Consider the following 12,480-nt stretch of genomic DNA (forward strand, 5'->3'; position numbering starts at 1 on the left):
AACATATACACTCCAAATTAACGCTCTGAAATAATCCGCCCTAATGTAGGCAAACACTCATCGTCATTGAAGTTTGTTTAAACAAAAATAAAACGGGCCGCTTACGCGACCCGTTTTAGTTAACATGCAAATTACATAATTAGTGCTTAGTTGCTCACAACAAAGTACTCAATGTCTGTGTTAGCACGCAATACAGCGAGAACAGAAGATAGATCCTGCTGAGATGATGCACGTTGCATTTGCATCGCAACTTGATCTTCTAGCGAACTATCTAGTTCCGCTTTCACAGCATCCAGTTCAATCACTACGATGTTGCCTTCAAGGTCTTTCGACTGACCGTAGACAGGTTTGCCATCTACTGGCTTCGCCATTGCAAAGACGGTAGTTGCTAGTGGTGAACGACGGTCAACGGTCTCTTGCTCACCAAATGTTAGGTTGTTTTCCGCAAGAACAGCAGTATTGCCTTCATTCAGAGCAGCTACCACTTTTGTACCTAGCTCTAGAGCACCTTGCTCACCTTTAACGCGAGATAGTTCCGCCACAACTTGATCTTTCACTTCAGCTAATGGAAGCACTGTTTCGTCACGAGAATCTTCAACACGAACAACAATAATGTGCTCAGGCGCAACTTCAATCGCTTCAGAGTTCAGACCGTCTTCTTTCACTTCTGGGCTCAGTAGTGCTTGCATAACGGCTTGGTTACGTAGAACCTCAGGTGCATCAACTTGAGAGATGAAGTCTGTTGTCTTCACTTCTTGGTTAATAGCTTTAGAAGCATCATCTAGTGAATCAGGGTACTCAAAAGCAACACGCTCAAGCTCGTTTTGAAGCTCGTAGAATTGATCCACCGCTTTTTGGTCTACTAGCTCTTGCTTAATCTCAGCAGCCACTTCATCAAATGGTTTTGCAACAGCATCTTTCAGCTCTTCTAGCTTGATAATGTGGTAGCCAAAGTCAGATTTTACTAGACCAGACATGTCACCTGGGTTCTTGAGTGCAAACGCAGCTTCTTCAAAAGCCGGATCCATAACATCACGTTCGATCCAACCTAAGTCACCGCCGTTTTCAGCACTACCGAAATCATCAGATTTCTCTTGCGCTACCGCAGCAAAATCTGCACCTGAGTTCAATTCATCTAAGATAGCTTGTGCTTTTGCTTCATCATCACCTTCAACAAGAATGTGCGCCACTCGGCGTTGCTCTTCTGAAGAGTATTTGTCTAGATGCTCGTCGTAGTATTTCTTAACGTCTTCATCTGTTACTTGAATCTGCTTCTTAAGTGCTTCAGCAGACAACTCAACGTAAGACACTTTCACTTGCTCTGGACGAGTGAAGTTATCTGGGTTTGCTTTGTAGTAAGCTTGAATTTCTTCGTCAGTTAACTCAACTTTCTTCGCAAACTCTGCCAAATCGATGGTTACAGTGCGGATGTCGCGTGTTTGGGTAAACAGTTTACCCTGAGATTGAACTTCGCCTGGAAGAGTAAACTCACTGCTTTGAAGCGCTGTTAGAAGCTGCTCACGCACCAATTCACGACGCATGTACTCAGCAAAAGAATCAGGAGAGAAACCTGCACGACGTAGCGATGCTTGGTAAATTTCTTGATCAAACTGACCGTTAGATTGGAACTGAGGCATTTCAAGAATCATGCTACGAACCTGAGCATCGCTGATTCGTAAGCCAAGTGCTTCAGCTTGTTGGTCAAGCAATACGTCATTAATCATACGATCAAGCACTGATTTGCGGAAAGATTCAACGTATGCAGGGTCAGCCAACATTTGAGAGAAGTAGTCACCCAATTGAGCTTGCATGCGATTGCGCTCATTTTGGTAAGCCATCTCGAACTCACCACGAGGAATCTCGGTGTTACCTACTTTCGCTGCTGAATTGTTGCTGCCATTCACTAGGTAGCTACCTACACCGGCAAATACGAAAGACAGGATGATAAGTCCAAGGATAATTTTGACCGCGATGCTATTCACGCCTTCGCGTAGTCGATCCATCATAATTTAACTGCTCTCCACAATTGAAGCGTACGGCTTCTAATAGAAATATAATGACGCGATAATATCAGAAAAAGAAATGCGCATCAGTATGATGCGCATAATTTAAAAAAGTTCGGCTCGAAGTTTGTAAATTTTTGTTCGAAACTTATTGTTTGAGCAAAAGTTATTCAAATGGCCGGCAACAGAATCACGCTTTAATTAGTTACAAGCGTCTTTCAGTGCTTTACCTGCTTTGAAAGCTGGTACTTTTGCTTCTGCGATTTGGATTTCTTCACCAGTTTTTGGGTTACGACCAGTACGTGCAGCACGAGTGCGAACACTGAATGTACCGAAGCCAACTAGAGCAACTTGATCACCAGACTGAAGTGTGCCACTTACTGCTTCGATGAATGCATCTAGAGCACGACCCGCTGACGCTTTAGAGATGTCTGCATTTTCTGCGATTTGTTCTACTAATTGAGTTTTATTCACTGTGATTTCCCCTTTGTGCCATCTGTGATTATTTTTGTGATGACTTTTCGTTCCATAGTTAAGAAAATATGCTCCAACCCTTATTTTTCAAGGGCTGGCAGCTATCGAAACTAACTTAGCGCCCAAAAAAAACGCTGACAAGCCTTTTTAGGCTTATCAGCGCAAACTTTTACTTATTTTTGCTGCACATCACTATTTTTTAGCTTCAAACTCAACGCCTGTCGGGTCTCGCTCTAGTGCAACTTTAAGTACTTCATCAATCCACTGAACAGGGATAACTTGCAGATCTGCGATAACATTCTCAGGAATCTCTTCCAGATCACGCTCGTTATCTTTCGGGATAAGCACTGTCTTTATGCCGCCACGGTGTGCCGCAAGTAACTTCTCTTTTAAGCCACCGATTGGTAATACTTCACCACGTAGGGTGATCTCACCCGTCATCGCAACTTCAGCTTTTACCGGGTTACCTGTAAGAGCCGATACCAAAGCAGTACACATTGCTGTACCCGCACTTGGGCCATCTTTCGGCGTCGCACCTTCAGGCACGTGAACGTGGATGTCTTTTTTCTCGTAGAAATCTGAGTTAATGCCCAGTTTATCTGCACGAGAGCGCACCACGGTCATTGCAGCTTGGATAGACTCTTGCATTACGTCGCCCAGTGAACCTGTTTGAGTAAGCTTGCCTTTACCTGGCATAGATTGAGTTTCAATCGTTAATAGATCGCCACCCACTTCAGTCCAAGCTAGACCAGTAACTTGACCAATTCGGTTGCTTTCATCAGCTTTCCCGTAATCGAAACGTTGAACACCCAAGTATTCTTTTAGGTTGTCCATCGTTACCGTCACTGATTTGATGTCTTTATCTAGCAGGATGTTCTTCACTGCTTTGCGGCAGATCTTAGAAATCTCACGCTCAAGACCACGCACACCCGCTTCACGAGTGTAGTAACGGATAATACCGATGATTGCTGAATCTTCGATGACTATCTCGTTTGGTTTCAAGCCATTACGTTGCACTTGTTTTTCAACAAGGTGACGCTTCGCAATGTTTAGTTTTTCATCTTCGGTGTAACCGGATAGACGAATCACTTCCATACGATCAAGCAACGGACCAGGAATATTCATCGAGTTAGACGTTGCAACAAACATCACATCAGACAAGTCGTAATCCACTTCTAGGTAGTGGTCGTTGAATGAGTTGTTTTGTTCAGGGTCTAATACTTCAAGCAACGCTGAAGCCGGGTCACCACGCATGTCTGAAGACATTTTGTCGATTTCATCCAGAAGGAAGAGAGGGTTTTTCACACCAACTTTCGACATTTTCTGAATCAGCTTACCTGGCAATGAACCAATGTAAGTACGACGGTGGCCTCGAATCTCTGCTTCATCACGCACGCCACCTAGGGCCATACGTACGTATTTACGGCCAGTAGCAGATGCAATTGAGCGGCCAAGCGATGTTTTACCCACGCCTGGAGGACCAACAAGACAAAGGATTGGACCTTTTAGCTTGTTAATGCGGTTTTGAACTGCCAAGTACTCCAGAATACGCTCTTTCACACGCTCTAGACCATAATGATCTTCGTTCAAAATCTCTTCCGCTTTCGCGAGATTTTTCTTCACTTTAGAACGCTTAGTCCAAGGTACACTTACCATCCAGTCGATGTAGCTACGAACCACGGTCGCTTCTGCGGACATTGGAGACATCATCTTAAGCTTTTGCAGCTCTTGCTCTGTCTTTTCACGTGCTTCTTGCGGCATTTTTGATTCGTCGATCTTCTTTTGCAGAGTCTCAAACTCATCAGGAGCGTCTTCCATCTCACCAAGCTCTTTCTGAATCGCTTTCATTTGCTCATTCAGATAGTACTCACGCTGAGACTTCTCCATTTGCTTTTTCACGCGACCACGAATGCGTTTCTCAACTTGTAGCAAATCAATCTCTGATTCCATCTGGCCCATTAGGAACTCCAGACGCTCAGTAACATCAATAATTTCAAGAACTTGTTGTTTATCAACAAGTTTAAGAGGCATATGTGCCGCAATCGTATCTGCTAGGCGTGCCGCTTCATCGATACCATTCAGTGACGTTAGCACTTCTGGTGGAATCTTTTTGTTTAACTTAATGAAGCCTTCGAATTGGTTGATTGCGCTGCGAACAATCACTTCTTGCTCACGTTCATCCAATTCTGGTGTTACGATGAATTCCGCCTCAGCTAAGAAGAAATCACTTTCTTTGAAATGATTGATTTTTGCGCGCTGCTGACCTTCAACCAGTACTTTTACTGTGCCATCAGGGAGCTTTAGAAGTTGGAGAATGGTAGCTACCGTACCCACTTCGAATAGGTCATCAACCGTTGGTTCATCAGTGTCAGCTTGTTTTTGAGCCACAAGCAGAACTTGTTTGTTTGTTTCCATCGCCGTTTCTAGACAGCTAATCGATTTCTCACGACCAACAAACAATGGAATCACCATGTGCGGGTAGACCACTACGTCACGTAGAGGTAATACCGGGATCTCGATACGCTCGGAACGTTCCAAGTTCATATAATTCTCTCTTCCGCTTTCACGTTTAACGTATTACTTAAGGCAGTATATGGGGGCTAATTGTTTGGATTCAATAAGAGAAATAAAAAAAGGAGGTAATTACTTACCTCCTTTTTCATTCATGGCTGAATTTATTCTGCCCCAGCTGCCTGATTGTCGGCATTGCTGTAAATAAGCAGTGGTTCTGACTCACCATTGATGACGGATTCATCAATCACGACTTTACTTACATCTGTCGCAGATGGCAGTTCGTACATGGTTTCAAGCAGAACACTTTCCAGAATTGAACGCAAACCACGAGCACCTGTCTTACGTTCCATTGCTTTCTTCGCGATAGCACGAAGGGCATCTTCACGGAATTCAAGCTCTGCGTTTTCTAGCTCAAACAATGCTGCATACTGCTTGGTCAGTGCGTTTTTCGGTTCACATAGGATCTGAATCAACGCTTCTTCATCAAGCTCTGTCAGTGTTGTTGTCACAGGAAGACGACCAATGAATTCTGGAATCAAACCATACTTCACTAGATCTTCTGGCTCAACCTGAGTAAACAGTTCGCCGACGGTTTTGGTTTCGTTCTTCGAGCGCACTTCTGCACCAAAGCCGATACCAGTACCCGTAGCTACACGCTGTTCGATAACTTTATCTAAACCAGCAAATGCACCACCACAGATGAACAGAATCTTAGACGTGTCCACTTGCAGGAATTCTTGCTGTGGATGCTTACGACCACCTTGAGGTGGAACTGAAGCAACCGTACCTTCGATAAGTTTCAATAGCGCTTGCTGAACACCCTCACCAGATACGTCACGCGTAATTGATGGGTTTTCAGCTTTGCGAGAAATTTTGTCAATTTCGTCAATGTAAACAATGCCGCGTTCAGCCTTCGCTACATCGTAATCACATTTTTGCAGAAGCTTTTGGATGATGTTTTCAACGTCTTCACCCACATAACCAGCTTCGGTTAGTGTGGTTGCGTCTGCCATTGTGAATGGCACATCCAAGAATCGAGCTAGCGTCTCAGCAAGCAGCGTTTTACCACTACCTGTAGGACCAATTAGAAGGATGTTACTTTTACCAAGCTCCACACCTTCGCTCGTTGTATCACCATTGCGTAAACGCTTGTAGTGGTTATATACCGCAACTGCGAGCACTTTTTTCGCGTAATCTTGTCCGATCACATAGTCGTCAAGGTGTTCACGGATCTGTTTTGGCGTTGGTAACGCTTCAGATTCTTTCTTAGGGAGAACATCCTTGATTTCTTCGCGAATAATATCGTTACATAGGTCGACACACTCGTCGCAAATGTAAACTGACGGACCTGCGATTAGCTTGCGAACTTCGTGCTGACTTTTGCCGCAGAAAGAACAGTACAGCAATTTACCGCTGCCACTTTCTTTGCTTTTATCTGTCATTCGCTAACCTCTTAGCCTTTACTCTTCATGAATGAGTGTATATCAATTTTTGCCAAAATGCGCTGGCTAAATTACGCGCCGCGATGGCTCAACACTGCATCCACGATACCGTATTCCACAGCCTGCTCTGCTGACATGAAGTTGTCACGATCGGTATCGCGTTCAATCACTTCAAGAGGCTGGCCAGTATGTTCTGCTAACAGGTTGTTTAGCTTCTGTTTAATGGTCAGGATTTCCTGAGCATGGATTTGGATATCAGAAGCTTGACCCTGGAAACCACCTAGTGGTTGGTGGATCATCACACGTGAGTTAGGAAGAACATAACGTTTACCAGCAGCACCACCTGCAAGCAGGAATGCACCCATAGAACAAGCTTGACCCATACATACAGTGCTTACATTTGGTTTAATAAACTGCATTGTGTCGTAAATTGACATACCTGCAGTTACGCTGCCACCTGGAGAGTTGATGTATAGGAAAATGTCTTTATCTGGATTTTCAGATTCTAGGAAAAGTAGCTGAGCCACGACAAGGTTTGCCATGTGGTCTTCCACTTGACCAGTTAAAAAAATCACGCGCTCTTTAAGTAGACGTGAGTAGATGTCGTAAGAACGCTCGCCTCGGGAAGTTTGTTCAACCACCATTGGTACTAGTGCGTCCATAATTGGCGACATTGCATTTTTTTCTTGGTAGCTCATATTCTTATGTCCCTAAAATAAATGGCCCGGATGATGACTATCATACGGACCATTGTTAGCAGAATAGTTAACGTTAAGTCAACCTTCTACGCAAGATATTGCTTATTAAGCAGCAGGTTGTTGGTTAAGTAGCTCGTTGAAGCCTACTTCTTTCTCAGTAACCTGTGCTTTAGCGATGATCGCGTCGATTGCTTGCTCTTCTAGAGCTACGTTACGCATGTTGTTCATCATTTGCTCGTTTTGCTCGTAGTAAGCAATAACTTCTGATGGATCTTCGTATGCAGTAGCCATTTCTTCGATTAGAGCTTTAACTTTCTCGTCGTCCGCTTTTAGCTCTTCAGACTTGATTACTTCACCTAGTAGAAGACCAACAACTACGCGACGCTTAGCTTGTTCTTCGAACAGTTCACGTGGAAGCTGTGCAGCTGCTTCTGGGTTACCACCGAAGCGTTGTGCCGCTTGTTGACGTAGAACGTGGATTTCTTGCTCGATAAGTGCAGCAGGAACGTCGATTTCGTTTTCTTTAACTAGACCTTCGATTGCTTGCTCTTTGATGCGAGTCTTAACAGCTTGCTTAAGTTCGCGTTCCATGTTCTTACGTACTTCAGCTTTAAGTGCGTCTACACCGCCTTCAGCAACACCGAACTTAGCAACGAATTCGTCGTTTAGTTCTGGAAGTTCACGAGCTTCAACTTTGTTCACTTTAATTGCGAACTTAGCCGCTTTACCTTTTAGGTTTTCAGCGTGGTAATCTTCTGGGAAAGTTACGTCGATGTCGAATTCCATACCAGCAGTTTTACCTGCGATACCGTCTTCGAAACCAGGGATCATGCGACCAGCGCCCATTTCTAGTGGGAAGTTCTCAGCTTTACCGCCTTCAAACTCTTCGCCGTCGATAGAACCAACGAAATCGATGCTTACGCGTTTGCCAGCTTCTGCTGCTTCTTCAACTTCAACCCAAGTTGCTTGTTGCTTACGTAGAGTTTCGATCATCTCTTCTACGTCTGCTTCTTTAACTTCAGTTAGAGGCTTCTCAACAGTGATGTTTTCTAGGCCTTTTAGTTCAACTTCTGGGTAAACTTCAAAAGTTGCTGTGAAAACTAGGTCTGCACCTTCTTTGTTTTCTACAGGAGCGAAAGTTGGAGCGCCAGCTGGGTTGATTTTCTCTTTTACGATCGCTTCGATGAAGTGACGTTGCATAACTTCACCAAGAACGTCTTGACGTACTGCTTTGCCGTACATCTTAGCAACCATTTTTAGAGGCACTTTACCCTTACGGAAACCATCGAAACGACGGTTTTTAGCGATGTTGCGTAGTTCAGCTGTTACAGCATCTTCGATGTTTGCAGCTGGAACAGTAATGTTTAGACGGCGCTCTAGGCCCTCTAGCGTTTCAACAGTAACTTGCATTATTTATAAACCTCTAAAGTGGCTCGGTTATCCGAGCGTATGAGCGTAACTCTTTAAGTTAACGCTTCATCCTTGTGTAGTGTTCTGTCCGAACACCTAATTTAAAATCGAGTATTGATGCTGATTCTCAGCACCAGACTAATCAGTGATATCTTCGACAGAAATATCAAAGGTATCTCCTATTAGCCTCAGGACAGAATTTTTAGACGCGACATTCTAGCGATCTGTCGCAACCCTGTCGAGCCAATAGCCACCATGTGGACATTGTCTGCGCTAAATTCTCGAAAGCTGACTCATTTTTTTGCCAAAAATGGGATTAAAACACCCAATGAGCGCGCCAGCATATCTAGAATGGGGACAATAGCGACTTTTTCAAGAGAATCGACTGCTTTTTTTATTGAAAAGCGTAAAAAGAGATCTTGCTCTTGTTTTACTCCACAGAGTTGAAAACTAAATCCCCCATCATCCCTACAACCCATTAACATTTCTAAAGGCATAAAAAGGACGTGTAATAGGAATGCAAGGATGTCTCAACGAAATCGTATTTTACTGATTTTTTTCGCCTTATATTTCCTGTGCGCCATTGTGGGCGGGCGCTGGGTGTGGCAACACAGCTATCAATCTTTGCTAGATAAACACCAATCACAGCTCGAACAATTTTCTAGCCACATCAAAAATAAGCTCGATAAATACGCCCATATACCCAATCTTTTAGCCAAAGATGATCCTCTTTTTGAAGCTCTACTGAATCCTTCAAATAGCGCTCAACTCGAAATCACCAATCGCTATCTAGAATCGGTGAACAACGTTATTGAAGCGGCAGATACTTATTTGATTGATCAATGGGGCACGACCATTGCAGCAAGTAACTGGCGTAAAAAGCGCTCTTTTATTGGACGCAACTTTGCTTTTAGACCTTACTTTAAACAAGCCATCAGCGGTGAAAGCAGCCAATATTACGCTCTGGGCTCAACATCCGGCCAACGTGGCTATTACTACTCATATCCAATAATTTATGCTGGCGGCGTGTTGGGAATCGTGGTCGTAAAAATGGACTTGAGTAAAATTGAAGATAACTGGCAACAACCTGACAGCGTGTTCGTCGCCAGCGACCCTCACAATATTGTCTTTATGAGCAGCCGGCAGGATTGGCTATTCAAAAGCCTACAACCGTTAAGTGATGCAGATAAAAAGCAAGTTTGGACGAGTAGACAATATCTCGACACACCGATTCCGACATTGGGCTTTGTCGGCAACTTGAATGCACCAAATTCTGAACTGAAACAAGGCTACCCCTACAATAAAGGGACACTGGTTGTCTCTTCACTGCCTTTACCTGAGTTAAAGCTAACGATTCGTGTGCTTTCGCCAAAACAATCCATCGTTTGGGTTACGATGGGCTATATCGTTGTGCTTACGTTGGCCTTTACGGTTTTGTTCTTGATTGGCCAGTTGATTTATCACCGCCAACAACGTCATTTGCAGTTAGAACGAATCCAACAAGAAGCGAATCAGAAGTTAGAATTTCAAGTCATGGCGAGAACAGCAGAGTTACAGGCTGAAATTGCGCAGCGAACCGAAACGGAGCAAACACTGCGTTTGACCCAAGATGAGTTGATTCAAGCGGCTAAGCTGGCAGTTCTCGGTCAAATGTCAGCGAGCATCAGCCATGAGCTGAATAATCCGTTGGCAGCCATTCGTAGCTTTGCTGAGAATGGAAAATTGTTCCTTCAGAAAGAAAAGTATGATCGAGTGGAAGATAATCTCACTCGCATTTCAGCCCTCACAGACAGAATGGCAAACATCAGCCAGCAATTGCGTTCGTTTGCCAAAAAGGCCAGCGGCAATGAGCTTACCCAAACACGCCTGTTGCCCGTGATAGCCTCATCAAAAGAGCTCATGAAACCCGCTTTTAAATCTGCTCGTGTTCTACTTGCTACCGAACTTCCTACTGACGACATAGAGGTTCAAATCAATACCATTCAATTGGAGCAAGTTCTGGTTAACTTGCTGACGAACGCAATTGAAGCCGTAAAAGAACAACAAGATAAACAAGTGTGGTTGCTCGTTGAAACGGATACGGATGAAAACAAAGTGATGATTCATGTCGATGACAATGGCCCTGGGCTTGGTTCGCACACACTGTCCGAACTTTGCGAACCGTTTTTAACAACTAAAAAGAATGGATTGGGATTAGGACTTTCTATATCTCAGCAAATATTGGCTGGTATGAACGGCAGCTTGAGTGCTCACAACCGAGCCCAAGGTGGCGCTCGATTCTCATTGTGCTTACCAATATGCCAACGCACCGAACAATCAGAAGGATAAGATAATGTGTCAGGTGTTTTTTATTGATGATGAAGCCGACCTTCGATTAGCAATAGAACAAACGTTTGAGCTAGCCGATATCGACGCGACTTTTTTTTCCGATGCAGAATCCGCCTTGTTAGCCATGAAACAAAGCGACGAAGCTGGCGTAATTGTGACCGACATTTGTTTACCCGGTATTTCAGGCATGGACCTGTTAACCACGTTAGTTCAACGCGATCCAAACCTGCCAGTCATCATGATTACAGGCCATGGTGACATCTCTATGGCAGTAAATGCGTTACACCAAGGGGCCTACGATTTTATAGAGAAACCTTTTGCGCCAGAACACTTGGTTGAAACCGTAAAACGCGCCATTGAAAGACGCCAACTGACGAACGAAAATGAGAAACTTCGTCAATCACTCAAAGCAAGCCAAACGCTTGGCCCCCGAATAATCGGTGAAACCACCAGCATCCAAACGCTGCGAGAAACCATCACCCACATTGCTGATACTGATGCCGATATTCTGCTGTTTGGCGAAACAGGTACAGGTAAAGAGCTTATCGCCCGCTCACTGCACGAACAAAGTTCTCGTAGAAACAATAACTTTGTGGCGGTGAACTGTGGCGCGGTGCCAGAAAACTTAATTGAAAGCGAACTCTATGGTCACGAAAAAGGCGCATTTACTGGGGCAGAAAGTCGGCGTATTGGTAAGTTTGAATTTGCGCAGGGCGGCACACTCTTCTTAGATGAAATCGAATCGATGCCGATTCAGGCACAAATTCGTTTGTTGCGTGTCCTGCAAGAGCGCGTGATTGAACGCGTTGGCTCAAACGAACTTTTACCTCTCGACATTCGCGTTGTCGCGGCAACGAAAGTGGATCTTAAACGTGCGGCGGAACAAGGCACATTTCGTCAAGACCTCTACTATCGCCTCAACGTGGTTACGCTAGATTTGCCTCCCTTACGTGAACGCAAGGAAGACATCCCTGCCCTTTTCCACCATTTTCTTTTAGTCGCGGCGTCGCGCTATGGTAAAAGTTCGCCAAGCCTTTCAGCACAAGATTTGGCTCAGCTAATGGCTCACGATTGGCCGGGAAATGTCCGAGAACTGCGCAATGCGGCAGAGCGTTTCGTTTTATTAGGTAAACTCATCCAATTAGGCGAACCGAGTTCCATCCCCGCCTCAACCAGTAGCCTTGCAGAGCAAGTGGCGGAGTTTGAAAAGGCAGCGATAGAAAATGCGCTACTGGAAAACAATGGCAGCATCAAACAAACGATGGAACAGTTGAATGTGCCTCGAAAAACGCTGTATGACAAAATGCAACGCTATCAGATAGATAAAGAGCTCTATAAATAAAACCGGTTCGCACGATTGGTATTATACCCAACTTGAATCATAATTTTGCTAAGGCAATTATTGGGCTCATATGGATATGAATGAAAAAGTGAGGATACCGATCATTACCGATACAGTGATGGTAGACGGCCAGTATCAAGAAGAAAGGCGCTCCGGTGAAGACCGACGTAAAAACAAAAAGAAGTGGCACGGTTATGAGCGCAGAGTCCATCCCGATCCGAGAAAACAAGATTTTAAATCCATAGACGAAGAGGTGTGATTGCTCACAC

Annotated in this window: 10 protein-coding genes; 3 read left to right on the top strand and 7 right to left on the bottom strand. The window is 44.4% G+C overall.

Annotated features, from left to right (window positions below; genetic code table 11):
• Positions 1–146 precede the first annotated feature (146 nt).
• The 7 genes from ppiD to ACYJZR_RS10950 form a co-directional block, all read right to left on the bottom strand.
• The gene (gene ppiD, locus ACYJZR_RS10920; protein WP_005495983.1) at positions 147–2,006 is read right to left on the bottom strand and encodes a peptidylprolyl isomerase; all 1,860 of its coding nucleotides are present in this window, start codon (positions 2,004–2,006) and stop codon (positions 147–149) included.
• Between the two features lie 198 nt (positions 2,007–2,204).
• Positions 2,205–2,477, bottom strand: coding sequence for an HU family DNA-binding protein (locus ACYJZR_RS10925; protein ID WP_005382341.1), 273 nt, complete (start codon positions 2,475–2,477; stop codon positions 2,205–2,207).
• A 192-nt stretch (positions 2,478–2,669) separates the two neighbouring features.
• Positions 2,670–5,021: an endopeptidase La gene (gene lon / locus ACYJZR_RS10930; RefSeq protein WP_005493728.1), complete on the bottom strand. Its 2,352-nt coding sequence runs from the start codon at positions 5,019–5,021 to the stop codon at positions 2,670–2,672.
• Between the two features lie 131 nt (positions 5,022–5,152).
• The gene (gene clpX / locus ACYJZR_RS10935) at positions 5,153–6,433 is read right to left on the bottom strand and encodes an ATP-dependent protease ATP-binding subunit ClpX (RefSeq protein ID WP_005460618.1); all 1,281 of its coding nucleotides are present in this window, start codon (positions 6,431–6,433) and stop codon (positions 5,153–5,155) included.
• A gap of 71 nt (positions 6,434–6,504) precedes the next feature.
• On the bottom strand, positions 6,505–7,131 hold the full coding sequence (gene clpP, locus ACYJZR_RS10940) for an ATP-dependent Clp endopeptidase proteolytic subunit ClpP (RefSeq protein ID WP_005460620.1): 627 nt from the start codon (positions 7,129–7,131) through the stop codon (positions 6,505–6,507).
• Positions 7,132–7,236: 105 nt separating this feature from the next.
• Positions 7,237–8,541 (bottom strand): trigger factor, encoded by a 1,305-nt coding sequence (tig, locus tag ACYJZR_RS10945; protein WP_005460612.1) that lies wholly within the window; start codon positions 8,539–8,541, stop codon positions 7,237–7,239.
• A gap of 293 nt (positions 8,542–8,834) precedes the next feature.
• The gene (locus tag ACYJZR_RS10950; RefSeq protein ID WP_020840285.1) at positions 8,835–9,020 is read right to left on the bottom strand and encodes a hypothetical protein; all 186 of its coding nucleotides are present in this window, start codon (positions 9,018–9,020) and stop codon (positions 8,835–8,837) included.
• 46 nt (positions 9,021–9,066) lie between these two features.
• On the opposite strand from ACYJZR_RS10950, the gene ACYJZR_RS10955 reads away from it, so the two are divergent.
• From ACYJZR_RS10955 to ACYJZR_RS10965, 3 genes are all read left to right on the top strand, one after another.
• On the top strand, positions 9,067–10,869 hold the full coding sequence (locus tag ACYJZR_RS10955; protein ID WP_005487692.1) for an ATP-binding protein: 1,803 nt from the start codon (positions 9,067–9,069) through the stop codon (positions 10,867–10,869).
• A gap of 4 nt (positions 10,870–10,873) precedes the next feature.
• Positions 10,874–12,211: a sigma-54-dependent transcriptional regulator gene (locus tag ACYJZR_RS10960; protein WP_406966232.1), complete on the top strand. Its 1,338-nt coding sequence runs from the start codon at positions 10,874–10,876 to the stop codon at positions 12,209–12,211.
• Positions 12,212–12,287: 76 nt separating this feature from the next.
• Positions 12,288–12,470: a hypothetical protein gene (locus ACYJZR_RS10965; protein WP_021451574.1), complete on the top strand. Its 183-nt coding sequence runs from the start codon at positions 12,288–12,290 to the stop codon at positions 12,468–12,470.
• Positions 12,471–12,480: the final 10 nt, after the last annotated feature.

This window comes from Vibrio sp. RC2502 (assembly GCF_054850435.1).

What these genes read in the sequence shown, in the direction of transcription:
- ppiD (WP_005495983.1), bottom strand. Translation starts at nt 2,006, where the DNA reads ATGATGGATCGACTACGCGAAGGCGTGAATAGCATCGCGGTCAAAATT.
- lon (WP_005493728.1), bottom strand. Translation starts at nt 5,021, where the DNA reads ATGAACTTGGAACGTTCCGAGCGTATCGAGATCCCGGTATTACCTCTA.
- clpX (WP_005460618.1), bottom strand. Translation starts at nt 6,433, where the DNA reads ATGACAGATAAAAGCAAAGAAAGTGGCAGCGGTAAATTGCTGTACTGT.
- clpP (WP_005460620.1), bottom strand. Translation starts at nt 7,131, where the DNA reads ATGAGCTACCAAGAAAAAAATGCAATGTCGCCAATTATGGACGCACTA.
- tig (WP_005460612.1), bottom strand. Translation starts at nt 8,541, where the DNA reads ATGCAAGTTACTGTTGAAACGCTAGAGGGCCTAGAGCGCCGTCTAAAC.
- ACYJZR_RS10950 (WP_020840285.1), bottom strand. Translation starts at nt 9,020, where the DNA reads ATGGGTTGTAGGGATGATGGGGGATTTAGTTTTCAACTCTGTGGAGTA.
- ACYJZR_RS10955 (WP_005487692.1), top strand. Translation starts at nt 9,067, where the DNA reads ATGTCTCAACGAAATCGTATTTTACTGATTTTTTTCGCCTTATATTTC.
- ACYJZR_RS10960 (WP_406966232.1), top strand. Translation starts at nt 10,874, where the DNA reads ATGTGTCAGGTGTTTTTTATTGATGATGAAGCCGACCTTCGATTAGCA.
- ACYJZR_RS10965 (WP_021451574.1), top strand. Translation starts at nt 12,288, where the DNA reads ATGAATGAAAAAGTGAGGATACCGATCATTACCGATACAGTGATGGTA.